The organism is Flavobacterium gelatinilyticum (genome assembly GCF_027111295.1).
Classification (GTDB): domain Bacteria; phylum Bacteroidota; class Bacteroidia; order Flavobacteriales; family Flavobacteriaceae; genus Flavobacterium; species Flavobacterium gelatinilyticum.
Genome location: NZ_CP114287.1, coordinates 3,968,428 through 3,995,386, shown reverse-complemented (window position 1 = coordinate 3,995,386; position 26,959 = coordinate 3,968,428). Strand labels below are relative to the sequence as shown.

General features: G+C 35.1%; 19 protein-coding genes. 1 reads left to right on the top strand and 18 read right to left on the bottom strand.

Translation table 11 applies throughout. The annotated features are described in order from the left end of the window. Window positions 1-13 precede the first annotated feature (13 nt). The 18 genes from kynU to OZP11_RS16870 all read right to left on the bottom strand — a co-directional run bounded on the left by kynU (window position 14) and on the right by OZP11_RS16870 (window position 25,965). Complete coding sequence (gene kynU / locus OZP11_RS16955) at window positions 14-1,288, bottom strand: kynureninase (RefSeq protein WP_281231734.1); 1,275 nt, start codon at window positions 1,286-1,288, stop codon at window positions 14-16. A gap of 439 nt (window positions 1,289-1,727) precedes the next feature. Further along, window positions 1,728-2,777 carry a tRNA preQ1(34) S-adenosylmethionine ribosyltransferase-isomerase QueA gene (gene queA, locus OZP11_RS16950; RefSeq protein ID WP_008465005.1) on the bottom strand — a complete coding sequence of 350 codons (1,050 nt, stop codon included), beginning with the start codon at window positions 2,775-2,777 and terminating at the stop codon, window positions 1,728-1,730. 426 nt (window positions 2,778-3,203) lie between these two features. After that, window positions 3,204-4,433 carry a 3-phosphoshikimate 1-carboxyvinyltransferase gene (gene aroA / locus OZP11_RS16945; protein WP_281231733.1) on the bottom strand — a complete coding sequence of 410 codons (1,230 nt, stop codon included), beginning with the start codon at window positions 4,431-4,433 and terminating at the stop codon, window positions 3,204-3,206. A 98-nt stretch (window positions 4,434-4,531) separates the two neighbouring features. Next, window positions 4,532-4,858, bottom strand: coding sequence for a nucleotide pyrophosphohydrolase (locus OZP11_RS16940; RefSeq protein WP_012022600.1), 327 nt, complete (start codon window positions 4,856-4,858; stop codon window positions 4,532-4,534). A 2-nt stretch (window positions 4,859-4,860) separates the two neighbouring features. After that, the gene (locus OZP11_RS16935) at window positions 4,861-6,825 is read right to left on the bottom strand and encodes a DUF3858 domain-containing protein (RefSeq protein ID WP_432419642.1); all 1,965 of its coding nucleotides are present in this window, start codon (window positions 6,823-6,825) and stop codon (window positions 4,861-4,863) included. A gap of 3 nt (window positions 6,826-6,828) precedes the next feature. After that, window positions 6,829-8,835, bottom strand: coding sequence for a DUF3858 domain-containing protein (locus tag OZP11_RS16930; protein ID WP_281231731.1), 2,007 nt, complete (start codon window positions 8,833-8,835; stop codon window positions 6,829-6,831). Between the two features lie 41 nt (window positions 8,836-8,876). After that, on the bottom strand, window positions 8,877-10,784 hold the full coding sequence (locus OZP11_RS16925; protein ID WP_281231730.1) for a DUF3858 domain-containing protein: 1,908 nt from the start codon (window positions 10,782-10,784) through the stop codon (window positions 8,877-8,879). 64 nt (window positions 10,785-10,848) lie between these two features. Then, entirely contained in the window at window positions 10,849-11,301 is a 453-nt protein-coding gene (gene dtd / locus OZP11_RS16920; protein WP_281231729.1) for a D-aminoacyl-tRNA deacylase, read from the bottom strand. Window positions 11,302-11,404: 103 nt separating this feature from the next. Next, on the bottom strand, window positions 11,405-12,382 hold the full coding sequence (gene rsgA / locus OZP11_RS16915; protein WP_281231728.1) for a ribosome small subunit-dependent GTPase A: 978 nt from the start codon (window positions 12,380-12,382) through the stop codon (window positions 11,405-11,407). A 147-nt stretch (window positions 12,383-12,529) separates the two neighbouring features. After that, window positions 12,530-15,970: a DUF2135 domain-containing protein gene (locus tag OZP11_RS16910; RefSeq protein ID WP_281231727.1), complete on the bottom strand. Its 3,441-nt coding sequence runs from the start codon at window positions 15,968-15,970 to the stop codon at window positions 12,530-12,532. Window positions 15,971-16,186: 216 nt separating this feature from the next. Continuing rightward, on the bottom strand, window positions 16,187-17,269 hold the full coding sequence (locus OZP11_RS16905; RefSeq protein WP_125717723.1) for a bifunctional 3-deoxy-7-phosphoheptulonate synthase/chorismate mutase type II: 1,083 nt from the start codon (window positions 17,267-17,269) through the stop codon (window positions 16,187-16,189). Window positions 17,270-17,281: 12 nt separating this feature from the next. After that, entirely contained in the window at window positions 17,282-18,142 is an 861-nt protein-coding gene (locus tag OZP11_RS16900) for a prephenate dehydrogenase (RefSeq protein WP_281231726.1), read from the bottom strand. A 117-nt stretch (window positions 18,143-18,259) separates the two neighbouring features. After that, on the bottom strand, window positions 18,260-19,405 hold the full coding sequence (locus tag OZP11_RS16895; protein WP_281231725.1) for a pyridoxal phosphate-dependent aminotransferase: 1,146 nt from the start codon (window positions 19,403-19,405) through the stop codon (window positions 18,260-18,262). A 106-nt stretch (window positions 19,406-19,511) separates the two neighbouring features. Continuing rightward, window positions 19,512-20,339, bottom strand: coding sequence for a prephenate dehydratase (locus OZP11_RS16890; protein ID WP_281231724.1), 828 nt, complete (start codon window positions 20,337-20,339; stop codon window positions 19,512-19,514). A gap of 606 nt (window positions 20,340-20,945) precedes the next feature. Then, window positions 20,946-21,227 carry a hypothetical protein gene (locus OZP11_RS16885; RefSeq protein WP_281231723.1) on the bottom strand — a complete coding sequence of 94 codons (282 nt, stop codon included), beginning with the start codon at window positions 21,225-21,227 and terminating at the stop codon, window positions 20,946-20,948. Between the two features lie 195 nt (window positions 21,228-21,422). After that, window positions 21,423-23,813 (bottom strand): ribonucleoside-diphosphate reductase subunit alpha, encoded by a 2,391-nt coding sequence (locus OZP11_RS16880; RefSeq protein WP_281231722.1) that lies wholly within the window; start codon window positions 23,811-23,813, stop codon window positions 21,423-21,425. A gap of 266 nt (window positions 23,814-24,079) precedes the next feature. Next, window positions 24,080-25,057 (bottom strand): ribonucleotide-diphosphate reductase subunit beta, encoded by a 978-nt coding sequence (locus OZP11_RS16875; protein WP_281231721.1) that lies wholly within the window; start codon window positions 25,055-25,057, stop codon window positions 24,080-24,082. 338 nt (window positions 25,058-25,395) lie between these two features. Then, window positions 25,396-25,965 (bottom strand): DUF3109 family protein, encoded by a 570-nt coding sequence (locus OZP11_RS16870; protein ID WP_281231720.1) that lies wholly within the window; start codon window positions 25,963-25,965, stop codon window positions 25,396-25,398. A gap of 343 nt (window positions 25,966-26,308) precedes the next feature. Here OZP11_RS16870 and OZP11_RS16865 point away from each other — a divergent pair, with 343 nt between their 5' ends. Then, window positions 26,309-26,887 carry a MarC family protein gene (locus OZP11_RS16865; RefSeq protein WP_056208369.1) on the top strand — a complete coding sequence of 193 codons (579 nt, stop codon included), beginning with the start codon at window positions 26,309-26,311 and terminating at the stop codon, window positions 26,885-26,887. Window positions 26,888-26,959: the final 72 nt, after the last annotated feature.

The window sequence follows — 26,959 nt, the reverse complement described above, 5'->3', positions numbered from 1 at the left end:
GCGTGAAACAACATTACTTACCTAAAATTCCTTTTTTCAGAATTTGTCCAAAGTCGTACATATCTTCATAAGAACAATATAAAGGAACCGGCGCCAGACGAATTACGTTTGGTTCACGCCAGTCTGTAATTACTCCGTTTTTCATTAAATAATCGAATAAGCTTCTTCCTTCTCCATGAAGAAAAACGGATAACTGTGATGCTCTTTCTGCAGGATTTGAAGGTGTAATGATTTCAAAAGTGCTTTTGACTTCTTTATCAATTTCATGAAGAATAAATTCTAAATATGAAGTAATATGATCTCGTTTTGCAATTAAAGCATCCATTCCAACCTCGGCAAACATTTCTACAGAAGCTAAATATGGTGCTAAAGATAAAACAGGGAGATTACTAATCTGCCAGCCGTCTGCTCCATGTACCGGATCAAAGTTGGGTTCCATTTTAAAACGACGTTCTTTGTTATGTCCCCACCAGCCTGCAAATCTTGGAAGATCAGAATTGTGGTGTTTTTCGTGAACAAAACAGCCAGAAGCATTTCCCGGTCCGGAGTTCATATATTTATAACTGCACCAGGCAGCAAAATCGACATTCCACTCGTGTAGTTCTAATTTAATATTTCCGGCAGCGTGCGCTAAATCCCAGCCAACTTTTGCACCCGCTTTTTGTCCGGCTGCAGTTATGGTTTTTATGTCAAAAACCTGTCCGGTATAATAGTTTACACCGCCAATTAAAACCAAAGCCAGTTCATCGCCAACTTCTTCAATTTTGGCTAAAACATCTTCTAAACGAATATTGTGTTCTCCTTCTCTGCGTTTAATTTCTACAATCGCATCTTCCGGTTTATAACCATGAAAATTCACCTGGCTCTGAAACATATATTGATCTGAAGGAAAAGCTTTTTCTTCGCAGATAATTTTATATCTGGTTTTTGTTGGCTGATAGAAAGAAACCATCAATAAATGAAGATTTACTGTCAAAGTATTCATAACCGTAACTTCTGACGGAAGTGCTCCAACAATTTTACTTAATGGTTCAGCAAATCTTTCCTGATAATCCCACCATGGCTTTTCGGCATAAAAATGACCTTCAACCGCCAGTTCTGCCCAATCATTCATTACCTCATCTATATAAGCTTTGGTGCGTTTTGGCTGTAATCCCAATGAGTTTCCGGTAAAGTAAATTACTCGTTTATCATTAACTTTTGGAAAAATAAATTGATCCTGATAGTGGTTTAATGCGTCTTGTGCGTCAAGTTGTTTCGCAAATTCGCGTGTATTTTGAAAAGTCATGTGTTTTTGTTTTGAATGCTAAAATAACAAATTTTGTTTGTTTTGTTTTAGGTTTGATGTTTCAAGTTCAAAAGTTTCAGGTTTCAGGTTTAAAGTTTCATGTTGATATTCTGTGTGTGATTTACCACAAAGCTTTGCGTTCTTTTACATTTAGCAAACATAAACTGAGCAAAAAAAACTTGCGAAATTTGCACCAAAAAAATTTCACACAGAACATAAAACTTTAAACCTGAAATCTGAAACTTCAAACTTGAAACTTCAAACCTGAAACTTCAAACTTGAAACTTCAAACTTGAAACTTCAAACTTGAAACTTCAAACCTGAAACTTGAAACCTGAAACTTCAAACCTGAAACTTCAAACCTGAAACCATTCTAAAACCAAAAAACCCGACAGCTACTAAAAAACTGTCGGGTTCATATTTTGAAAATTAATTCCAATTATAGAATTAACATCGCGTCTCCGTAAGAATAAAATTTGTATCCTTCTTTGATTGCTTCTTCGTATGCTTTTTTCATTAAATCATGTCCACAGAAAGCAGAAATCATCATTAATAATGTTGATTTTGGCGTGTGGAAGTTTGTAATCATACAGTTTGCAATACTGAAATCGTGAGGAGGAAAAATAAATTTATTTGTCCATCCTTCGTAAGGATTTAAAGTATTAGCAGAAGAAACAGAACTTTCGATTGCACGCATAGAGGTTGTTCCTACAGCACAGATACGTTTTTTCTTTGCTTTTCCTTCGTTTACAATATCACATGCTTTTTGCGTAATGATCAATTCCTCAGAATCCATTTTGTGTTTAGACAAATCTTCAACCTCAACCGGGTTAAAAGTTCCTAAACCTACATGAAGTGTTACCTCAGCAAAGTTCACCCCTTTGATTTCTAATTTTTTCAAAAGGTGTTTTGAAAAGTGTAAACCGGCAGTTGGTGCTGCTACAGCTCCTTCTTCTTTTGCGTAGATAGTCTGGTATCTTTCAGCATCTTCCGGAGTAACATCTCTGTTGATGTATTTAGGAATTGGAGTTTCTCCAAGTTCTGTCAGTTTGTTTCTGAATTCCTCGTATGACCCGTCGTATAAGAAACGTAACGTTCTCCCGCGAGAAGTGGTATTGTCGATTACCTCAGCAACTAATGAATCATCATCACCAAAATAAAGTTTATTACCAATACGGATTTTTCTGGCCGGATCAACCAAAACGTCCCATAAACGCTGCTCAGAATTTAATTCTCTTAATAAGAAAACTTCAATTCTTGCTCCTGTTTTTTCTTTGTTTCCGTACAAACGTGCAGGAAAAACTTTTGTATTGTTAAGAATTAAAACGTCTCCGTCATCAAAATAGTTGATAACATCTTTAAACATTTTATGTTCGATAGTGTTTTTTTTACGGTCAATTACCATTAAACGAGATTCGTCTCTGTTTTCTGCCGGAAATTCAGCCAAAAGTTCTTTCGGTAAATTGAAATTGAAGTGTGATAATTTCATATTTGAAGTTAGATTTTAAAATATCAATCTTAGATTTATGTATCCAAAATTTTAAATCGGATGCAAATATACGATTGTGAGACAGGCGTTGTCAAGTGTTTTGACGTTTATTTTCAAAAGTCCTTGATTTTCTGGTGTTTTGAGAGTCACTAAAAATGTTTTTTTTCATATATAAAAAACGATCCATCTAAATTATTGTATTTCAACGAATGAGAAATCACAATAGAGACTTTACATTAGAGAGATGATTCTTTTGGCGGAATCCAGTATAAGATTTCTCTTCGTCGAATTGACAAACTTTTGCGATTATAGTTAAACTTTACCCATAAAAAAACCTCTGGTTGAAACCAGAGGCTATGCTTTTCGCTGTAAATCACTAATTAATCTTTAAAAAATAATTCGTGAATTCGTGGCTGTTCTAATTTTTTACAATTCTGAAATTTGAAAATTTAAAGCTTTTAGATCGTTCCAGAAATCCGGGTATGATTTTGAAACTACTCCGGCATCTTCTATAATAATTGGCACTTTGATAGCTAATGGTGCAAAAGCCATTGCCATACGGTGGTCATTATAAGTTCCGATTTTTACATCAGGATTAATATTTTCAGAACGTACTAAAGTTAAGCTTTCGTTTGTTACCGAAATATTGGCTCCTAGTTTTGTAAGTTCCGTTTTTAATGCTTCTAAACGGTCCGTTTCCTTAATTTTTAAAGTATGAAGACCTGTTAAATGACATCCGATTCCCAAACCTAAGCAAGTTACCACGATTGTCTGAGCAATATCCGGCGTGTTGTTCAAATCGAAATTTACGTCTTCATATTTAAATCCTGCCACTTTCTCCAAAGTCATTTTGTTGTTTTGGAAAGTCGTTTTTACTCCCATTTTTTCATAAAGAGAAACTAATTCTGAATCTCCCTGCAGGCTGTTTTCTTTGTAACTGCTCAGTGTAATTTTTGCAGCATCAGACAAAGCCGCAAGGCTGAAGAAATACGAAGCCGAGCTCCAGTCAGATTCAACCACCATTTCTTTTGATTGCACTGCTTCTTTTGGATAGACTTTAATTACGTTTCCTTCAAAACTGGTCTGAATATCTAAATCGTTCAGTAAAGCCAATGTCATTTTGATATACGGAATCGAAGTAACCTCTCCTTCCAATGTCAGTTCTAAACCATTTTCAAGTTTTGATGCTACTAATAAAAGTGCCGAAATATACTGACTGCTGACATCTGCCGCTAATTTTACTTTTGAAGCCGTAACTTTTTTTCCTTTGATTCTGATTGGCGGATAACCTGCTTCTTTTTCATAAGAGATCTCGACGCCTAACTGAGACAAAGCTTCAACCAGAATTTTTATAGGGCGTTCCTGCATTCTGCTTGATCCGGTCATTACCACTTCTCTGCCTTCGTTTACAGCAAAATAAGCCGTTAAGAATCGCATGGCAGTTCCGGCGTGATGGATATCGACGATTTCATCATTTCCAATTAAGGCTTTCTGCATTACTTCGCTGTCGTCTGAGTTTGAAGTATTGGCTAAAGTAATATTTGGAAACAAAGCTTTCAGTAACAATAAACGGTTCGTTTCGCTTTTTGAACCGGTGATATTTAGTTGCGAATCATCAATTGTGAATATTGAATTCGTGCTTAATTTTAAATTCATGATAGTAGTTATGAGTTGCAGATTATGACTGACATAATCGAGGCACGCAATTTACCACTCCTCGCTCGTAAATCAAAATTCACACTAAAATTTCACAATTATTTCAATTTATCGTTGTTTTTGTGACGATCTTTATCTCTAACCGATTTTAAGTCCATTTTTTTATCAAAAGCGGCTTGTAAATCAATTCCGGTTTGGTTGGCCAGACATAAAACCACAAAAACCACATCGGCTAATTCTTCTCCTAAATCTTTGTTTTTATCGCTTTCTTTTTCAGATTGTTCTCCATAACGACGCGCAATGATTCGGGCCACTTCGCCTACTTCTTCTGTAAGCTGTGCCATATTGGTTAATTCGTTAAAATAACGAACTCCGTGTTCTTTTATCCAGGTGTCAACGTCAAGCTGTGCATTTTTCAAATCCATGATTATATTCTTTTAAGTACTATTTTTTCATTTTGGCTTTCTATAATTTTCTGAAAGAATTCTTTCAGCATATCATATTCGCTTGCTGCAAAAATAGGATTGTTAATCTCAACCGTTACCATGATTTGTATTCTTTTTTCTAAAGCCGCCATATTCATTGTGTATGAAGTCCCTTTGTTTTCGGTACTGATCTTTATTGCTTTTGGCAGCGATTCTACCTCATAATCCTTTGGCAGATCAAAAAACACATTGTAAGACCTATGGAGCGGATATCCAAAATAAATAGCCATTTGTCTCTCTTCCTGTTTAAAAGGATTATGACGGTCTGTATAAAAAAGTATCGGTTTTAAATATATTTTGTTTCCAATTATATCATATGAATTATCAGATTTAAACTCAAAACTCTCCAGAACGGACTTCGACAAATCTTCGTTCTTATTTTCGACTTTGTAATCGCTTATTTCAATTTTATTTAAATCGTTTTCCAGTTTTTCAAGATAAGAATCCTCATTACCAACATTTTTTTCTCTAAAAGAAAGCGCTGCATAATCTGTTCTTCTTACTTTGACGCTTCCTTCTATCTTTTGCTGCGGATTAACCGTTACCATCAAGGTGTGAATTTCTTTGGAAGGTGCGGCAGTGGTCATTTCAATTTCTTCAGAAGAGCCGTCTTCTTTAATAAGTCTGCCTTTCCAGTTCAATAGATTTAACGGCAGAATGCCAGGGGTTGTAAACTTACTGGCGGCATCAAGCAGGATTTTTTTGCCTTCTATTTGGGCACCTGCAATAACGTAATTAAAAACGGTCCGGTTTGGAAACACCGGAATTCCGTTTTCGACTGTACTTACCAAGACCGGATGCACAGTAATCCCGGCAGCTTTAAGCATTGCGATCAGAATAAAATTAATTTCGGCTGTATTTCCTGTCTGAGCCTGATATGCTTTTTTAACTCCTTTATCAACATAATACCCGCGTTCTTTATTCCAGTTCATTCTGTTTTGAACAAAATTAAAAACTGCATTCAGTTTCTCAGACTGCGAATTTGTGTTTTGCAATACTGCTTTAAGATCTTCATCGAAATAGTTCCTTTCTTTTAGTTCTCTTCCAAAACTATCATTTTTATAAATGGTTTTAGCAACTTCTTCCCAGCTGGTTGTATAGTTTACAACAGGTTTTCCGGGAAATCTTTTTCGTTCTAGTTCATTTTGTACTGCTCCACGGTAATTTTCAATATTATCTACAAATCTTTCTTTTTGTAATGCGGGAATATCTGCTGCGGAAAAAACACTGTTTATTTGTTTATAACCGGATGAATACAGTTGTTTGCCACTAACTACATCTGCTTTAGATTCGATTTTTAAATTCCCGACTAACAAGGTTTTATAAATAAAAAACTCGGGGATTTCTGTTTCATACCTGAAGTAATTCACAGGCACATCATACTGAAATTCAAAATCAGGAAGTCTGGTTAAGTTCTCCGATTTCAAAACGTATTTGAACTCTATAACAGACCCTGCTTTTACATTAGGAAGTGTAATAGCCGCCTGATTCCAATATTTGTTTATCTTATTTTTAAAATTCCCTTCGCTGTTTAGTTTTGTTTTTACAATTTGTCCATTCTCGAGATTATACGTTATCGCATTTGAAAACTTGACAACATCATCACTCAGAAAATCATATCCTACATAATAGGAAACCTTTTGGTCTGCCCATTTCAGCCCCTCAGTTTTGTAAATTTTAATCTTGAATTCATATACATTATTGGCTTCAAAACCTCTTTCTGCAGAATAGGTAAAAATCGTTTTTCCTGTTTTAAATAATATCGCCGCAGGTGCACTGCTGTCTTTAGGGTGTACTTTTTCTTCTAGTTCTGCGATTGTTACTTTCCCTAATTCATATTGCTGCGATTGGGCTTTTACGGTAAAAAGAAGGATTAAAACCAATAATTTTAAATTCAAAAACTTCACTTGTTATATTTTTTTAAGGACTATTTTCTCTGTTTCTTTTGCCACCATCGTTTTATAATACTCTTTCAGCATTTCATATTTTTCAGCAGAAACAATTGCCTGATTAATCTGGTGGGTAATCGCCAATTGCAGGGTATTACCGCTTGCAGCGATATTAAATTTAAAGTTCCCCAAATCATTTTCCATTGCAACTGCTGCAGGAGCCGGCAGTGTTTCGACTTCAAATCCTTCCGGAATCTGAATTGTGATGTTGTATCTGTCTGTAAAAGGAAAACTAAAATCGACCGGATATTCTCTAACTTCTTGTTTAAACGGGTTCTCTGTATTGGTAAAAAACAGCATTGGACTTACATAGATTTTTCCGCCTATTAATTCGCATAAATTATTTCCGTTAAAAGAATATGTTTCGACAATTGGAAGCAGAATATCTTTTTCATTAGTCTTCGTGTAATCGCTTATTTCTATTTTATTGTTCTTATTTTCCAGTTTTTCCAGATATTCTTCTTCTTTAAGGCTTTCGATATTATTTCTGGTTATCATGGCATTATAATCCATGCATTGTCTTCTTGCTTTTCCGCTCACTTTCCCTTCGGCATCAATGCTATAGGTTAAGAAAACATTGTCATTGGATGTTTTTTGAGGCATAAGGTTAATTTCTTCTGAACTGCCATCTTTTCGTATTAATCTACCCGACCAGTTTAAAGCTCTTAAAGGCAGAATATTTGGGCTTGAAAGTTTCTCAGAAGCGTCTAACAGGATATTTCCGTTTGGCGTTTCTACAGCTGCAATTACATAGTTAAATGCGGTTCTGTTAGGAAATAAGGCAATTCCGTTTGAACGCGTGCTGACCAAAACCGGATTTGCTGTCAGTCCTGCATAACGCAGCATAGCAGTAAGCATTAAATTAATGTCGGCAATATTTCCTGTTTTTTCTTTGTATGCTTTTCTAACGCCGTTGTCACAGCTGTAACCGTAATATTTATTCCATTTAACGTTTGATTTTACGTGATTAAAAACCAGCAGTATCTTTTCTTCAGGAGTTGCAGCATTGGCAAGAAGTTTTTTTGCATCGTCTTCAAAATATCCTGTTTTATTTAATTCCGGACCAAAATCATCATAATCGTAAATTGTTTTTACAACCGAATTCCAGTCAGTAGAATAATATTTCAATGCCGCATTTGGAAATTTGGTCATCGATAATTCGTGAGCTATAGAAGAAGTATAATTGTCAATATTATTAACAAATGCTTCGTCTTTCATTGCCGGAAAATTTTCGGCCGAGTAAACTGTTTTTGTTTCTATATAATCTAATTTATCCTGGTAGAATTCTGTTCTGGTGTTTGTACCGCCATATCTTTCTTTTGAGTTAAATGTGATCGATTTATTGTTTTTTTCTGAAACAACTTTAGGAAAAACATATCCTTTTTGTCTTGGGCTGAAAGTGTAATATTCAGGTATAAAAGTCACAAATTCAGAATAGTTTACCGGAATACTGGTCTGAAAATCCCATTCGCGAATGGAAGCATCAGGAGTTCTAACTGAATATCTAAATTCGATTATCGAACCTTCTTTTACATTAGGCATCGTGATTTTTTTCTGGCTTCTGTATTTATTCACCACCTCATCAAAAATACCATCGCTTTTTAATTTTGTAGTTTCAATTTTACCTCCAGCCAGATTATATGTAACAGCATCGCTGAATGAAACTTTTTCTTTGAAGTTTGTGCTGTAATAATACCAAACTGCATTATTAGCCCAGTCGTAGCCTTCTTTTTTGTATATTTTAATACGGGTTTCAACCTCTGTAATGGTTACAAAACCATCGGTCTGATCGTACTCAATTCGCGCTTTTCCTCTTTTGTACAAAACTGCTGCAGGTGCAGACGAGTCTTTTGGATGTACTTTTTCCTGAAGTTCCGCAATCGAAACTTTTCCTAATTTAAATTCCTGCGCTGTCATTTTTGAAGCAGACAGCAGCAGAAATAAAACGAATAATCTGGTAATTTTCATGTCTATTTTTTTGTTTTGGTTTTGGTCTTTTTTTGTTTTAATTAGTTTTTGACTAATATAATTTTTGCATTGTCGTTTTTTGAAATCTGCTCGATAAACAGTCGGTATTCATCATATTCTTTGTTCGAATATTTTCCTTTGCTTAAAAACATGGATCGTTTATACGTCAGCTTATTGTTTTCCTTTTTGATGATTTCTGTTTTGTATTCCCCAAATTTTCCTTTCAGTTCATAGTTTGAAGGCAGAAATTCAATAGAAAAACCGGCTGGCAGATTAATTTCGATTTCATCGGTATCTAAATAACCACGCTGAATCTGGAATGGATTTTTACGGTTTCTGATTCTTTTTACATTATTCGAATTTTGATTGAAGGCATCGACAGTAAAAATCATTTTGTTTCCAGAAATAACGCCGTAATTAATGGCTGTTAACTGAATATCTTCTGAAAACCGAATATTTTCTTTATCGTTTGTAAAATTTATTTTACCCAGTTTGATGTTGTTTATATTATTCCAGTAACTTTTATAATGCGCTTCTTTTTCTGTTGGAAGTACATTTTCCAGACTGGCTTTTGAACTGTATTGTGATCCTTGGGAAGCAATAGAAATTGAACCGGAGAAATTTCCGTTTTCATCAATGGCATAACTTCCTTTTGCTATTTGCGTATTTCCTTTATCATCATAGATTTTGGTTCTTACGATTTCTCCGCCTTCGGGTTTAACTACCAAAACATCCCTGTCATCAGTAAAAGTTCCCTGATAGCCAAACGGGTCATCCTGACTTGTACATTCGAGCCAAATATAATCGCTGCCATTTGGGACTGCCAATATCATGTGATTTCCCTGCATCGAAACAAAATCAGACTGAATATTGGATTTATAACGGTTACCATATAAAATCGTGTTATATGAAGGCACATCAACGACCTGCAAAAGTGCTTTGGTATAATTTGATAATGCTTTACAATCTCCATATCCTAAACGATCAACATCTGAAGCATACATGGGTTTCCATCCGCCAATACCTACTGCAATATTTACATATCTTGATTTTTTCTGAACATAATCGTATATGATTTTTGCTTTTTTTACTGGATCTGTTTCGTTACCAACCAGCGCTTTTATTTTTGTTTTGGTTTCGTCCGGTAAAACTGTTGTTCCGCTCAAAATTTTATCTCCGTACCATTTTCCAAATGCTTCCCAGGTTGCGGCATTTCCGTCAACACCTTCTAAGTGGAATTTTTCTACACCCATCATTACACGTGGAAAAAGATCTCGTGAATATGGGCTTAAATCTTCTGCTTTTTGGGCTAAAATATTGCTTGCGGTATAACTTAGTTTTGTATCTGAATCAATTGTTTTTTTAATATTATAATCTGAAAACTGAAATTCTTTCTTTTTGAATCCTAAATCCGATGGAAAAGTAACATTCAGACTGCATTTTTCTATACTCAGATTATAACTGCTTAAAAAGTACCATTGTGGTATAAAGGCGGTATTTGAAGTTTCGACTTCGCTCGTATAAACAATCGTAAAGGGATATGCAATTGGAGTATAATCCAGATAAACCACACGACTATCAGAAAAAAGAGTACTGCCGTCTACTGCACTTTGATCTCTAAAATCTTTTCGTTTGATTTTTTTTATTTCCTTTCCTGCTTCATCGTATACGATTGCTTCGATATTTCGTATTGAAGTGGTTTTATCATAATGCTGATAGGCATCAATATCATTCATGCCTTTTTCGTTTAAAACAGAAACAATCCGCTGTGTTTTGATATTCATATTTCTTTGGGAAGAAATAACGATATCCATCTGATCCAAACGCAGGACGGCATTCGCATTTTCTTTAAGACTATCAGAAATTTTCAGAATCGAATAATCACTCTTTTGGGCAGAAGAAGTGATAGAAAAGAGGGTAAAAAAAAGCCCAAAAACAATCGGTTTCATTAGTAAGTATTTTCGTCAAATATATACTATTTTTAGAAATGCTTAACAAATTCGGTTTTTATTTTTATTCCCTGTTTTTACTGTCCATGACGATGGTTACGGGTCCGTCATTTAACAAATTTACCTTCATATCTGCACCAAAAATCCCGGTTTGGACTTTCTTGTTAAATTCTTTCTCAAGAGAGACCACAAATTTCTCATACATTGGCACTGCAAAGTCCGGTTTTGAAGCTTTTATATACGAAGGACGATTCCCTTTTTTTGTAGAAGCATGAAGCGTAAACTGACTCACCACAATGATATCGCCGTCGATATCCTGAACTGAACAATTCATAACATCATTTTCGTCTCCAAAAATTCTCATTTTAATAATTTTTCCAGAAAGCCAGTCGATATCTTCCTGCGTATCGGCATCTTCAATCCCAACTAAAATCAGTAAGCCTTTTTGAATATCGGCGACTTTTTTACCTTCAACGGTTACGGATGCTTCTGAAACTCTTTGGATAACTACTTTCATGTTTTTTGGATTTTAATATAGATGTTAGATGCACTGCAGTGCATCTCTACAGTAGAAAACGTGATGCAATTGGAATTCACAATTAACAATTCATCATTCACAATTACTTACGGGTTTCATCACTCGCAGCACGGTCTTCTCCGTAAATATCGGTGCGATAATGTTCTTCGTCGCCTTCCAGTATTTTGAGGTAGCTGTTGTAACGTGACCAGGCAATTTCGTCTTTTTCGAGAGCTGCTTTAATGGCACAATGCGGTTCTTCTTTGTGCAGACAGTTATTGAACTTACACTGATCTTTTAATTTGAAGAATTCCGGAAAATAGCCGCTGATTTCTGTCGGCTCCATATCTACGATTCCAAAACCTTTGATTCCGGGAGTGTCGATAATTCGGGCATCAAAAGACAAATCGTACATTTCAGCAAAAGTAGTGGTATGCTGTCCTTGTTTGCTTTGTTCTGAAATTACAGACGTTTTTAAATGAAGACTTGGTTCTAAAGCATTTACCAAAGTTGATTTTCCAACACCGGAATGTCCTGAGAACATACTCACTTTGCCAATCATCATTTCTTTCAGTTTGTCGACACCTTTGTTTTCTGTAGATGAAATTCGGAGGCATTTATATCCTATTTCCGAATAAATATGCTGTAAGTAGAGCTGATCGTCTAAAGTCTGCTCTGTTAAAGTATCTATTTTATTAAAAACAAGAATGGCTTCGATTCCGTATGCTTCGGCTGTAACCAGAAAACGGTCAATAAAACTTGTTGTAGTTGGCGGATTATCAATTGTAATTAGCAAAAAAACCTGATCAATATTTGATGCAATAATGTGAATCTGCTTAGATAAGTTAACCGATTTACGAACGATATAATTTTTTCTTTCATGAATAGTATGAATTGTTCCCGTTACATCATCCGAAGTTTCATCCAACTCATAATCAACAATATCTCCTACAGCAATAGGATTGGTGCTTTTTATACCTTTTATTCTAAATTTCCCTTTCATACGGCATTCCACAAAATCTCCATTTTCAGATTTTACGGTATACCAGCTTCCTGTAGATTTATAAACGGTTCCTGTCATTCTTATACTTTAGTCCCGATAGCTATCGGGATTGATTTTAGATTCCTCTTAAAACTAAAAATTTTAAAAGGCAAAATTACGTTTTTAGAATTGAACAACGCAACTTCGCCTTTTAAATTTGAAATCTATACTTTGGTTTTATTACTCTTACCAGTCAATTTCGGCTAAAATTTCATTCTCTTTTACTTTTCCTAACTGAATTGTTTTTAAAGTTCTGGATGTTTTTCCCGCTTTGGTTGTGTAAATTTCTACCATTACGGTTGCCGGACCGTTTTCGGTTAATTCAGTTTCACCAAAGAAATTGCTTTTAATTTGGTATTTCCCTTTTATTGCATTTCTGATGATATATTGCTCAGGACCGTAACCTTCTGTAAAATCTTTTGAGAATCTGGCTCCCGCTTCTGTTATTTCATGTCCGTAATAACATTCTTCTCCGTTTGGCTCAATAACATGCAGATCCAAATCGACATCCATTAGGTTCCAGTTCATGATGATTCTAATGTTAACCGGCATTTTTTCCAGATATTTTTTATCCAGTTTACCTGATTTTAAACGCGGATGTTCAGTCATTAAACGGTTAATATCCATCAGAATAATATCTTCTACACCTTCATACTGCCCGTCCATTTCTCCATAATAATTTACTTCAAGCGCTTTTACCAACTGGTCAAACGCTTCCTGATATTTTCCTGTATCTTCAAGTGTTAAAGCATAGTCTCTTAAACTCTGCGGTTCATGAGCTCTCCATTTTGCCACCTGTTTTGCTGTAAACAAAGCATCGTTATACGCTTTCCATTGACGCAAAGTATAGGTCAAGGTTTTATATAGCTGATGATTCTCTAAACCTAAATCAGCAACATTGCTTATGATTTGCAACGCTTTTTTAACATCTCCCTGATTGTAGAAGAAATGTGCCACATCAAAATAAAAACCTGGATTTCTTTCATTTGATTTTCTCAATTCAAAATACAAATCATATTGTTTTTCTTTTGGTGCCGATGCCAAAGCTTTTAAATACAATCGGTCAGGATTCCAGATTTTGGTCTGATTATCAAAAACAAGTTCATCTGTAATATCCGAAACAGAATTGGAAATATCTCCATTTCTTTCTCCTCTCACAATTACCTCACTCATAGTAGCATTAGATGGAGTTATAGCAACTCCTGCCACTTTCCCTGTCAGAGTTTGTAAAACATCTGCATTTTTAGAAATACTTTCTGCTGAAATTGACTGAACACTGCCCGTAACAACTGATTTTTTAGGACTAGAATATCCAGCTACCACAACGTCTTCTAACTTAGAAGATTCTTCCATTCTTTTTATATCATTTTCTCTTTCTTCAGAAGCTCTTACCATAGCTGGAGCAGCCGCTGAACTTCTGGCACGAACCGGTTCGTCAACTGCCAAAACAGCATTAGGATCTCCTTTTACAGTTCCATATCCAACTACAACAATGTCATTTAAAGTTTGTGAATATTCTCTAAGAACTACAGTAATCTGATTGTTTCTGCCTACATTGACCTCAGTATTTTCGTAACCAATAAAACTAATGATAAGATCACTATTTTCTGGAGCTTGAATTGTAAATTTACCATCAAAATCAGTACTCACGCTCGATCTTTGTCCTTTTAAATAAACATTTACTCCAGGTAATAAATCTCCCATTTGATCTTTAACAACTCCCGAAATAAATCCAGCCGCAATATTTTCGTTTCTTTGCAAAACAGTCTCAGCAGCACTTCTGTTTACTGTTTGAGCGTTCTTTACTTTTCGTTTTACCGAAGCTTTAGCAACTTTATATTTGATATCTTTTTTCCACCAATCATTTAATTCATTGAAATAATTCTCAATATTTTCCCAGTTATTTTTTTGCTGAGCCAAACTATTATCATGCTCTTGCTTTTTAATTCGGTCAAATTCTGCGCGTAATTCAGCTGGCGGAATAATATCATACGCGATATAATCCCGAATATCTTCCAGAACAATTAAAGAAGTATTTTTGGTTACAATACCATATTTTTTTCCTAAAAATTCGATTTCGTCAGCATTTTCAGCATATCGCAATTCGAGATTCGCTATTTTTTTCTGCGCCCAAAGTTTTTCAACATTAATATCGGTCGTATTTTGGGAAGAAGCATCCAAAACTATTTTTCGTTCTAAAACTGTATTTCCATTTCCAAATAACAACGTAATCTCATTCTTCGGATTCAGAGAAATTCCTGAAAAACTAAAATTACCCGAAACCGAAGTTCCTTCCATCGGAAACAAATCTGTAACGGTGAAATTTTCTTTTATTCCCAGAAATTTCAAATTTGTATTCAGCAATTTGTCCAAAGCGTTTTCTGTACTTATCTGATTTAGATTGATAATTGTACCTCCGGTCTTCATTGAAGCATAATTGAGAAAAGCAAAATCAGCAGAAACTGAAGATGTAATCGTGTACACCGGTTTTTTAGTTTTTGGCAGCATGTTTTCACTTAAAGACGAAAGTCCGTCAGAAAAGAACAAATATTCGTCCTGATTTTCAAAACTGATCTGTGAAAAACGGGTGCCGCCATCGTATTTTGTGTTTTTTAAAGCAGTTTTTAGTTCTGTCCAGTTTCCATTGGAAATCACAAACTCTCTTTGCTTTTCGAATGTATAATTCAGAAAATACAAGGTCACTTTTGTATTTTTATTTATCTGAAAATAACCTTCAAGCAATTGCAGTTCTTTTTTCAAATCCCTGTTTTTACAACTCAATGAATTACCCCAGATCAAACCAACTGAATTAACTGTTTTCTTGTTGATTTTGTTTCCTTCAACAAACGTATTGCCATAGAAATAATACTGCCCGCCCACATTCTGGGTTACAATACTTGGAATATGCTCCTGGATTGGAATTTTAAATACTACTTTTTCTGAAGGCTGATAGTTTTCTTTTTTTACCGATGCCTCAAAAGACTGATTCCATTTTGAAAACACTATCTCTTTTTCCGAATCACCCGTTACAACAGGCTTTGCAGTTCCTAAAACCGAAACATTGATTTCAAACTTATCGAGTTTTTTAGGATAACGGCTTAATAACTGATACGCCAGGTTGTCTTTATCCAGCGCCGAAAGTTCTTCTTCGTAGCCAATTACAACAATTCTCTCACCATTTGGCATCAGCGGATAAATTCTGGTTTTAAAATTATTCCCGTCTACTTTCTCTAATAATCCCGGATCGACACGACGGTGTTCGATGGCTTCAAAAACCTGTTTCCCTTTATTTTTATTTACCGGAACGGCTTCTCTCATTTTTCCGTTTATGTCAATGGCATATCTTGAAACGGAAACATTTTCCGGCAGCGGAAAAATAAGTTCGGCTTCCATTTGTCGGTTACCCGAATTAAAAAAATGCATTTCGGCGGTCGTATAGGCAATATTACCCACGATTTTAACACTGACTTTAAGCTGGCTCATTCTGACTTTTTCAGCATCGTCTCCTTTTACTGTTAGTTCGGGACTTTGAGCAAAAGTTTTGGTTCCGAAAAACAATATCAAACAAAAAAATAAAAGCCTTGTTTTAAAAAGCACCGAGATTGGCAAAAGTTGTTTTGGTTTCATGGCATGAAGGTTTATAGTTCTATATGTTATAGAGATCGAAAAATATAAAAAGGTTGGAAATACCTCTAATTATTTCAAAAAAAATCCCCGCCGCTTCTTTCGAAGTGACAGAGATTTTAAAAAAACAATCTATCTTAATATGTTGATATAATTAAACCTGATAACAGAGTTTATCAAAAACTTAAATCAGCTTATATCACGTATATATTTTAAAAATTATGCGTTGAAGATTTTCTCCTGGTGACCAATACTTTCCTGGTGAATTGCTTTGAACATTCTTAAAACGAATTCTTCTGTAAGGCCTTTTTTCTCACCTTCAAGAATCATTTTTCCTAAGATTTCATTCCAACGGTTGTTTTGAAGAATCGCCACGTTTGCATCTTTTTTCACCTGACCAATTTCGTCAGCCACTTTCATACGTTTTCCTAACAACTCTAATAAGTTAGCATCTAAAACGTCGATGTTTGCTCTTAGTTTTGTCATTTTTTGGCTGTACTCATCTGTAGTATCATCCGTTTTTCTGATCGTTAAATCTTTGATGATTTGTTTCAAAGAATCCGGAGTTACCTGCTGTGCAGCATCAGACCAAGCGTTATCCGGATCGAAGTGCGTTTCGATAATCATACCGTCGTAGTTCAAGTCTAAAGCCTCTTGAGTTACTTCGAAAATCATTTTACGATCTCCTGTAATGTGAGATGGATCGATGATTAATGGTAAATCAGGGAATTTATTTTGTAATTCGATAGCAATCTGCCACTCTGGAATGTTTCTGTATTTTGTTTTTTCGTAAGTAGAGAAACCTCTGTGAATAACACCTAACTTCTCGATACCTGCCATGTGTAAACGCTCAACACCACCTAACCATAAAGCTAAATCTGGGTTTACTGGGTTTTTTACCAAAACAATTTTATCAGTTCCTTTTAATGTATCAGCAATTTCCTGAACTGCGAAAGGGTTTGCTGTTGTACGTGCTCCAACCCATAATACGTCGATATCGTGTTCTAAAGCTAGTTTACAGTGAGCTGCAGTTGCAACCTCAGTCCCCATTAATAAACCAGTTTCAGCTTTTGCTTTTTGCAACCATTTTAATCCAATTTCACCAACACCTTCAAATCCTCCCGGACGCGTTCTTGGTTTCCAGATTCCAGCTCTGAATACGCTAACTTTTGAATCTTTTAATTCGTGAGCGATTTTCAAAACCTGATCTTCAGTTTCTGCACTACAAGGTCCAGCTATCACAAGTGGGTGATTTAAATTGAAATCTTCTAACCACTTTCTCATTTCTTTCTTATTTTCCATCTTAATTCTAATTTACTTTTTAGTTGTTGTTAATCCGTTTAGTATTTCTTTTATTTTATTTGTGCTTTCCATTTCTTCAAAAATGGCGTTATAATCTTCTTCTTTCAACAAATCTCTAAACCGACTCAGGTTCGAAATATAAGCTTCTAACGTCTCCAAAACATATTCTTTGTTTTGTTTAAAAATCGGCGTCCACATTGCCGGCGAACTTTTTGCCAAACGAACGGTACTCTCAAATCCACTTCCCGCCATATCAAAAATATCCTGTTCGTCTTTTTCTTTATTCATTACCGTTTTTCCGAGCATAAATGAACTAATGTGCGATAAATGCGAAACGTAAGCAATGTGTTTATCGTGCGAAACGGGATCCATGTATCGAATTCTCATTCCAATTGAAGTAAAAAGATTCAATGCTTTTTCCTGTAATTTAAAAGCTGTCTTTTCGACTTCGCAGATAATATTTGTTTTTCCCTGAAATAAACCTCTTATTGCTGCCGATGGCCCCGAGAACTCTGTTCCTGCAATCGGATGCGTTGCAATAAAATTTCTTCTTTTTGGGTGATTAGCTACTGCTTCACAAATTGGCTTTTTAGTCGATCCTACTTCAAAAACAATTGTTTTATCTCCTACTGCATCCAAAACTTTAGGTAAAACCGTCAGCGCTACATCTACCGGAACCGAAACAATTACAAAATCTGCTTTTTGTAAATCTTCAAAGCTTCCCGCTTCATCGATAACCCCAAGATCAATCGCTTGCTGCAAATGCTGTTCGTTACTGTCGATTCCTAAAATAGCCGCATCAGGATAACGTCCTTTGATATCTAACACCATCGAACCGCCTATTAACCCTATTCCTATTACGTATACTTTCATAATTTTTTAAAATTCCAAGTTTTAAAATTCCAAATTCCAACCTATTTAACCGCAAAGTTCGCAAAGAATTTACGCCAGGTTCGCAAAATCTGAAATCTAAAATCTACATTCTAATATCTAAAATCGATCAATCGCTTCTTGTACTTTTTCTTCTTTTACACACAATGAGAATCTGATATATCCTTCGCCGTTGCTTCCAAAAATGGTTCCCGGTGTAATGAAAATATGTTTCTCATATAATATTTCGTCAATGAACTTCTCTGCTGATTCTATTCCTTCCGGAAGTTTGGCCCAAACAAAAAGCCCAACTCCTTCTTTATATACTTTGCAGTTTAATTTTTCTGCTAGTTTTTCAGTCAATTCTCTACGGCGTTTGTAAATTTTGTTTTGATCTTCAAACCAAGATTTATCGCATTTTAAAGCTGCAATTGCTCCTTTTTGAATTCCGTAGAACATGCCGCTGTCCATGTTGCTTTTTACTTTTAAAACCGCATCAATAATTTCAGGATTTCCTAAAACCATTCCGACTCTCCAGCCTGCCATGTTGAATGTTTTACTTAAAGAGTTTAATTCTAAAGCCACTTCTTTTGCGCCTTCAACCTGCAGTAAACTCATCGGATTATCATTCAAAACAAAACTATACGGATTATCATTGATCAATAATATGTTGTGTTTTTTAGCAAATGCAACCAATTTTTCAAATAACGCTAAACTTCCTCTTGCTCCTGTCGGCATGTGCGGATAACCCAACCACATAATTTTTACTTTCGAAAGATCCAGTTTTTCCAAAGCTTCAAAATCCGGTTCCCAAGCATTTTCTTCTTTCAAATCATAATAAACCGGAACTGCTTCTACCAAATTGGTTACCGAAGTATAAGTTGGATAACCTGGATTTGGAATTAAAACGTGATCGCCCGGATTTAAAAATGCAAGCGAAATATGCATTATTCCTTCTTTTGAACCCATGAGCGGTAAAATCTCATTATTCGGATTCACTTCAACACCAAACTGATTTTGATAAAAATCTGCCATCGCCTGCCTCATTTCCGGTAATCCCTGATAGCTCTGATAACCATGCCCATTCTCGTCCTGAATTGCTGAAGCTACTGCTTCAATTACTGCTTTCGACGGACTCAAATCAGGGCTTCCAATTCCCATATTGATGATCGATTTTCCTTCAGACATTAGTTGTCTCACTTCTCTTAGTTTTGATGAGAAGTAGTATTCTTCAACTGTGTCTAATCGTTTTGCTGTTGTAATCATTTTTTATTTGCTTTAGGCCATAAGCTTTGGGCTTTAGGCTCTTTTAAACTTTATTTCTGCTTTAGGCTTTTTGGGCTGTAAGACTTTCGACTTTCCAACTTATGACTTATGGTCTTGTGTTTTTATATTCTCCTAACACTTTAAAATATTCCGCCATAATGGTTAATAACGATTTGGCTTTTGCAAAATCTTCGTATTTCTCGAATGTTACGTCTACGAAGAAGGAATATTTCCAAGGTGTTTCAATTTTTGGAAGCGACTGGATTTTTGTTAAATTCAGTTTGCAGTCGCTCATTACATTCAAAACCGCTGCTAAGCTTCCTCTTTTATGATCCAATTCAAATTTTACAGAAGCTCTGTTGATTTCGCTTTCCGGCAAAAATGAATTTTGCTTTTTAATGATTACGAAACGGGTCATATTGTTTTTAATTGTTTGAATCGACGACACAATAATATCAAGATCGTACATTTCAGCAGCTGTTTGACTTGCAATTGCAGCAATTCCGGTTAATTGTTTTTCCTGAATTCTTCTTGCTGTTTCTGCTGTATCTTTATCCTCAACCAATTTGATATTTGGATATTGTTTCAAGAAATCCATACACTGCAAAAGTGCCATTGGGTGCGAATGAACTTCTCTGATATCTTCGATTTTCTGACCTTTTAAAGCCATTAAATTTTGCTGAATGTTTAAATAATGCTCTCCAATAATGTGCAAATTATTCTTGTCAATCAAGGCATAATTCGGGATAATCGGGCCCGCAATCGAATTTTCGATCGCCATTACAGCCTGATCAGATTTTCCGGCAATAAGGCTGTCGATCAGTTCTTCAAAAGACAAGCACTCATCAATATCCACATTTTCAGAGAAATACTCTTTCACAACCTGATGATGAAATGATCCTTTAATACCTTGTATTGCAATTTTCGTTGTCATATAGTCAAAAAAAAATCCTGATTTGCATCAGGATTGTATATTAGTTTTATTTGTCTCAAATTTTATCTCAAATAACCATAGCACAATCCTGACTTCTACTAAAGAAGAAATAAAAATTGTTGCTAAAATAAAAACGGTTACTTGCCATTTTGTTTGTGTTATTTTGTAAATTCTCTGCGAATGTATAAATTATTTTTAGTGCACCAAAAAAAAGATTGCATTTTATGAAACAAAAGAGGATTTCTTAACAAATTTAGCAGGTTTTGTATGATAATATAAAAAAATCGGCTTAAAATGAGAATATTGAATTGAGGTTCTGAGGATCTGGGACGCTAAGAAACTGAGTTTTCTCGCAATGTCTCGAGCGATAGCGAAAAGGTGAAGCAATTCTCAAATTAGCTCAAATCTTCTTTTACAAAACGAAGTTTATACACTTCATCTTAGTGATTTTAAATGAGCTTTAACTTCCTCCCAAGAATATAGTTCCGTTTTTCTTTCTTCCAGATTTTGAATACGAATATCTAGTTTTTTTCTTATTTATCAGAAATTTCCTTATTTCTATGTTTTAATTTTATAAATCCTAATTACAAATTAGGAAAATTTAGTTTATTCAAAAATCAAAAACTCATCTACAAATTCTATGTTTTCATCAACATACAAGAAATAATTACATCTATTATATAGCTTGTCATGTCGATGAAGTTCCAATTTAATTCCAATGCAAGGAGTCGGGATAAAATCGTGATCTGTTAAAACAGAAATAGATTTTGGAATAATAGTATCAAATTTGACATTCTCATATTCTTCGGGATTTATATTTTTGAAATATTTAACCGCAAGAGTATACAGTTCTTCTTTATCTCTAATTGTCGTTTCTAATAAATTCATTTTTCATTTTATATCCTAAGAATCTCTAGCCTCGATTGAAGTGGAAATCCTTTTTATTTTTTCTTTAAAAATAAAAAGATTGTAACGTAAAGCGGGAAACAGCTCCCAAAAAAAAAGCAGTTATCAAAATAATAACTGCTTTTTATATGATTAAGAACAAATCTCTTTATTCTATTTTCTTTCTTCTAAAAAAGATTAAGACCCGCACATTTCGCAATCCTCAGGATCTGCTGCCTGTGCTTTTAAAAGCATTGCTTTATAGTCTTCAACGCTTATAGATTCCGTTTCCTGTACCAAAGCCGGAGCTTCTTCTTTTTTATCGTTGTTTAATGTGAATTTAATCGCATCTACAGCCGCTTTTGTTCTTAGGTAATACATTCCTGTTTTTAAACCAGACTGCCAAGCGTAGAAGTGCATTGACGTCAATTTAGAATAGTTTGCATCCTGCATGAATAAGTTCAACGATTGAGACTGATCGATAAAGTAACCTCTTTGACGGGACATATCGATAATATCTTTCATCGACATTTCCCAAACTGTTTTGTAAAGATCTTTTAAGTCTTGCGGAATAATGTCAATATTTTGAACAGATCCGTTATGACGCATAATTTCCTGTTTCAATGATTCGTTCCATAAACCTAATTTTACTAAATCCTCCAGTAAATGTTTGTTTACTACAATGAACTCTCCAGACAATACACGACGTGTGTAAATGTTTGATGTATACGGTTCGAAAGCCTCGTTGTTTCCAAGAATCTGAGAAGTTGAAGCTGTTGGCATTGGCGCAACTAATAATGAGTTACGAACTCCATGTTCCATCACTTCTTTTCTTAATGAAGCCCAGTCCCAACGGCCAGATAACTCTTCATCTTTCATTCCCCACATATTGTACTGAAATTCTCCTTTTGACATTGGAGAACCTTCGAAAGTAGAATAAGGTCCTTCTTCTTTTGCCATTTCCATAGAAGCGGTTACGGCAGCGAAGTATAAAGTTTCGAAAATTTCCTGGTTTAACTTTTTAGCTTCGTCACTTGTAAAAGGCATACGAAGCATGATGAAAGCATCTGCTAATCCCTGCACTCCTAATCCAACCGGACGGTGGCGCATGTTTGAGTTTTCTGCTTCTTGTACCGGATAATAATTTCTATCGATTACTCTGTTTAAGTTACGGGTTACACGTTTTGTAACATTGTAAAGTGACTGGTGATCGAATTCTCCGTTTTCAATGAACATTGGCAGTGAGATTGAAGCTAAGTTACAAACTGCAATTTCATCTTTAGAGGTAAACTCCATAATCTCTGTACATAAGTTTGAAGAACGGATTGTTCCTAAATTCTTATGGTTCGACTTACGGTTTGCCGCGTCTTTGTACAACATATACGGCGTTCCTGTCTCGATTTGAGACTCAAGGATTTTCTCCCATAATTCACGGGCACGGATTGTTTTTCTTCCTTTCCCTCTAAATTCATAATCGGTATATAATGCTTCGAATTCTTCTCCGTAAACATCGTATAATCCCGGACATTCGTTTGGACACATTAAAGTCCAGGTTGAATCTTCCTGAACACGTTTCATGAATAAATCTGAAGTCCACATTGCGAAGAATAAATCTCTTGCACGCATTTCTTCTTTTCCGGTGTTTTTCTTTAAATCCAAAAATTCAAAGATATCAGCATGCCAGGTTTCGATGTAAATCGCAAAACTACCTTTACGTTTTCCACCCCCCTGATCTACGTAACGAGCTGTATCGTTAAAAACTCGAAGCATCGGAACAATTCCGTTTGAAGTTCCGTTCGTTCCGCGGATATACGATCCAGTCGCACGAACGTTGTGAATAGAAAGTCCAATTCCTCCCGCAGACTGCGAGATTTTTGCTGTTTGCTTTAATGTATCATAAATACCATCAATACTATCATCCTGCATTGCCAAAAGGAAACAAGAAGACATTTGCGGTTTTGGAGTTCCTGCATTGAACAACGTTGGCGTTGCATGTGTAAAGAACTTTTTAGACATTAAATCGTAAGTTTCGATTACCGATTTTAAATCGTCTAAGTGAATACCAACAGAAACACGCATTAACATATGCTGCGGACGCTCTACGATTTTTCCGTTTATTTTAAGAAGATAAGAACGTTCTAAAGTTTTAAAACCAAAGTAATCGTAATTAAAATCTCTTGTGTAAATGATATGAGAATCTAAAAAAGCAGCGTTTTCCTGAATTACTTTATATACATCATCGGCAATTAAGGGTGCATCTTGTCCGTTTCTTGGATTTACGTAGTGATACATATCTTTCATCGTTTCCGAGAAAGATTTTTTAGTATTTGAATGTAAATTAGAAATAGCTATACGAGCTGCCAACTGAGCATAATCAGGGTGTGCAATAGTCATAGACGCTGCAGTTTCTGCCGCAAGGTTATCCAGTTCAGAAGTCGAAACCCCATCATACAATCCTTCGATAACTCTCATAGCTACCTTAACAGGATCTACGAGCTCATTTAAGCCGTAACACAATTTTTTGATTCTTTCTGTAATCTTATCAAACATTACGGGCTCTCTGTGGCCATCTCTTTTTACTACATACATAAGCTTACCTTTTATAGTTTATTGAAAAAATTAAAGTACCTAGAGAACGAACTCCAGCACTTAAACATTGCGTGTTTTTAAATTATTTTTTGAGAATTACCAAATTCTCAATAGTTACTCGTTTCAAATTCGAAAATCGAATTTAAATGCGTCAAAAATTGCTGTTGAATCGGCGACTTGGGGAAAGTGATTCAATCTTAAAAAATAATACTGTAATCTTTTTTCAGCGTCTCTTGAGGAGTAGACGCTAAAAGTATTTTTGTTGTCTAAAAATCTGCATCAAATGAAATTTTCTGAGCATCACTGTCTGTGTTCATTACACCAGACTTTTGATACTCTGCAACACGTTTTTCAAAGAAATTAGTTTTTCCCTGAAGCGAAATCATGTCCATGAAATCGAATGGATTTGCGGATCCGTACACACGTTCACATCCTAATTCTACCAATAATCTATCGGCAACAAATTCCAGGTACTGTGTCATTAACCCGGCATTCATACCAATTAAACTTACCGGAAGAGATTCTGTAACGAATTGTCTTTCGATATCTAAAGCATCGACAATAATTTCTTTGATTCTTTCTTTTGGTACTTTGTTTACCAAATGATGATTGTGCAGGTGAACCGCAAAATCACAATGTACACCTTCGTCACGGGAAATTAATTCATTTGAAAAGGTTAAGCCTGGCATAAGACCACGTTTTTTCAACCAGTAAATTGAACAGAAAGCTCCCGAGAAAAAGATTCCTTCAACTGCAGCAAAAGCAATAAGTCTTTCTGCAAACGAATCAGATTCGATCCATTTTAAAGCCCATTCTGCTTTTTTGCCAATTGCAGGAAAAACTTCCAAAGCATTAAACAACTCTGCTTTTTCGGCTTCATCTTTTACATAAGTATCGATTAATAAAGAATATGTCTCACTATGAATATTCTCCATCATAATTTGGAACCCGTAGAAAAATTTTGCTTCTGCATATTGAACTTCGTTAACAAAGTTCTCAGCAAGGTTTTCGTTTACGATTCCGTCAGAAGCAGCAAAGAATGCCAAAATGTGTTTAATAAAATATCTTTCGTCGTCGTTAAGTTTGTTGTTCCAATCTGACAAGTCCTGATGCAAATCGATTTCTTCAGCAGTCCAGAAACTAGCTTCCATTTTTTTATACCATTCCCAAATATCATGATGTTTGATAGGAAAAATAACGAAACGATTTTTATTTTCTTGTAAGATTGGCTCTATTTGCGACATGACAATTTTGTTTAATTTCTGTGCTGATTTTTTACCCAAATCAGTAGACTACAAAGATTGTTATTTAAGCGCAAAAATAAAAGTCAAACTTATTCACAATCTTACTGAGTTTTTAACAACGCTTAAAAAACAGAATATTTCTCACACAATAATTAACAAATTGCAAATGAGTGTATTAACAACACTAATTACGCTAAAAACCTGCGTAAAATATAGAATTTTTGGAATAAAAAACAAGAAATTCCAAATACTTTTGCAAAAGTTTTTTTGAGTTAAAAATCATTTTTTTTGAGTCAAAAAAGCTCATAAAAAAAGCCTAAAAAATCAGGCTCTTTTTATTAGGAATTTTTAAGTTCTTCGGCTACTTTTTCGAGTTCCATATACCAGTCTTCTCCAAAGCGTCGAATGAGTGCTTCTTTTACAAATTTATACACCGGAACTTCTAATTCTCTACCCAGAGAACAGGCATCATCACAAATATCCCATCGGTCATAATTAACGGCCGCAAATTCGGTAAAGTCTTTTACACGGATTGGGTATAAATGACACGAAACCGGTTTTTTCCAGTCTACAATTCCTTCATTATACGCTTGCTCGATACCGCAAAGTGCTGTTTTCCCGTCAAAAATAACATAAGCGCAATCCTTATTATCAATCAGCGGTGTTTCAAGATCACCGTCGGTTCCGGTTAACCAGGTCCCCTGTGCTTCGATTGCTTCTATTCCTTCTTTTCTTAAAAAAGGTTTTACTTTTGGGTAGATTTCTTCTAAGATTTTCGTTTCAGCCTCATTTAAAGGCGCACCCGCATCTCCATCAACGCAGCAAGCTCCTTTACAGGCAGACAAGTTGCACACAAATTCTTTTTCCAGAATATCCTCTGAAATTATAGTTTTACCTAACTGAAACATGATAGTATTTTTAAAATGCAAAGATAGTCAAAGAAAGCAGATAATCATTGCCAAAAATTCAACCTCAAAGTCCGCAGGTTTTTACGCAAAGCTTCTCGAAGATTTTTTGTCTGTACAAATCCAAACCTAATCTTGCGAAACTTTCAAAAGTGTCTTTGCGTGCCTTGCGGTAAAACCTTTTATACTTTTCAGTATATGCAAAAGAAAATCATTATTGTTACAAATATCACTTTTTTAATCAATAAACCATGTTTTTATAACAAAAATACAAGCTGTCGAAAAAACACCTAACTTTATTATTTACTTTTGCAGCAGTTTTTTAAACCTTAAAAATCAAAGCGATATGTTAGAAATCGATTTTAAAGAAATCATTACCGTTAGTATGGTGCTTTTTGCCGTAATTGATATTGTAGGTTCTATTCCTATTATTGTGAATTTACGAGCGAAGGTAGGACATATCGAATCTGAAAAAGCTTCTATCGTAGCCGGAGCCATTATGATAGTTTTTCTTTTTGTTGGAGAAGGGCTCTTAAACCTAATTGGTATTGATGTTCACTCATTTGCAGTTGCAGGATCGTTCGTTTTGTTTTTTCTTGCTTTGGAAATGATTCTGGGAATCAGAATTTACCGTGACGAAGAACCGGGCTCTGCCTCTATTGTTCCTCTGGCTTTTCCTTTGATTGCCGGAGCAGGAACGATGACAACTTTGCTGTCGCTGCGTTCCCAGTTTCATACCATTAATATTATCATCGCAATTTTACTAAATATCATACTGGTTTACGTCGTTTTGAAGTCATCCAAAAAAATCGAAAATTTACTGGGAGAAAACGGACTTGGAGTGGTTCGTAAGACATTTGGTGTTATACTTTTAGCAATTGCTGTTAAATTATTCGCTGCTAATGTTAAAGGTTTGTTTGTCTAATATTTATTTTTATACTTTTACCTCATAAAAAATTATAAAATACAACTTTACGCCATTTTTTTACGTAAAGTT

What these genes read in the sequence shown, in the direction of transcription:
- kynU (WP_281231734.1), bottom strand. Translation starts at nt 1,288, where the DNA reads ATGACTTTTCAAAATACACGCGAATTTGCGAAACAACTTGACGCACAA.
- queA (WP_008465005.1), bottom strand. Translation starts at nt 2,777, where the DNA reads ATGAAATTATCACACTTCAATTTCAATTTACCGAAAGAACTTTTGGCT.
- aroA (WP_281231733.1), bottom strand. Translation starts at nt 4,433, where the DNA reads ATGAATTTAAAATTAAGCACGAATTCAATATTCACAATTGATGATTCG.
- OZP11_RS16940 (WP_012022600.1), bottom strand. Translation starts at nt 4,858, where the DNA reads ATGGATTTGAAAAATGCACAGCTTGACGTTGACACCTGGATAAAAGAA.
- OZP11_RS16930 (WP_281231731.1), bottom strand. Translation starts at nt 8,835, where the DNA reads ATGAAAATTACCAGATTATTCGTTTTATTTCTGCTGCTGTCTGCTTCA.
- OZP11_RS16925 (WP_281231730.1), bottom strand. Translation starts at nt 10,784, where the DNA reads ATGAAACCGATTGTTTTTGGGCTTTTTTTTACCCTCTTTTCTATCACT.
- dtd (WP_281231729.1), bottom strand. Translation starts at nt 11,301, where the DNA reads ATGAAAGTAGTTATCCAAAGAGTTTCAGAAGCATCCGTAACCGTTGAA.
- rsgA (WP_281231728.1), bottom strand. Translation starts at nt 12,382, where the DNA reads ATGACAGGAACCGTTTATAAATCTACAGGAAGCTGGTATACCGTAAAA.
- OZP11_RS16910 (WP_281231727.1), bottom strand. Translation starts at nt 15,970, where the DNA reads ATGAAACCAAAACAACTTTTGCCAATCTCGGTGCTTTTTAAAACAAGG.
- OZP11_RS16905 (WP_125717723.1), bottom strand. Translation starts at nt 17,269, where the DNA reads ATGGAAAATAAGAAAGAAATGAGAAAGTGGTTAGAAGATTTCAATTTA.
- OZP11_RS16900 (WP_281231726.1), bottom strand. Translation starts at nt 18,142, where the DNA reads ATGAAAGTATACGTAATAGGAATAGGGTTAATAGGCGGTTCGATGGTG.
- OZP11_RS16895 (WP_281231725.1), bottom strand. Translation starts at nt 19,405, where the DNA reads ATGATTACAACAGCAAAACGATTAGACACAGTTGAAGAATACTACTTC.
- OZP11_RS16890 (WP_281231724.1), bottom strand. Translation starts at nt 20,339, where the DNA reads ATGACAACGAAAATTGCAATACAAGGTATTAAAGGATCATTTCATCAT.
- OZP11_RS16885 (WP_281231723.1), bottom strand. Translation starts at nt 21,227, where the DNA reads ATGAATTTATTAGAAACGACAATTAGAGATAAAGAAGAACTGTATACT.
- OZP11_RS16880 (WP_281231722.1), bottom strand. Translation starts at nt 23,813, where the DNA reads ATGTATGTAGTAAAAAGAGATGGCCACAGAGAGCCCGTAATGTTTGAT.
- OZP11_RS16875 (WP_281231721.1), bottom strand. Translation starts at nt 25,057, where the DNA reads ATGTCGCAAATAGAGCCAATCTTACAAGAAAATAAAAATCGTTTCGTT.
- OZP11_RS16870 (WP_281231720.1), bottom strand. Translation starts at nt 25,965, where the DNA reads ATGTTTCAGTTAGGTAAAACTATAATTTCAGAGGATATTCTGGAAAAA.
- OZP11_RS16865 (WP_056208369.1), top strand. Translation starts at nt 26,309, where the DNA reads ATGTTAGAAATCGATTTTAAAGAAATCATTACCGTTAGTATGGTGCTT.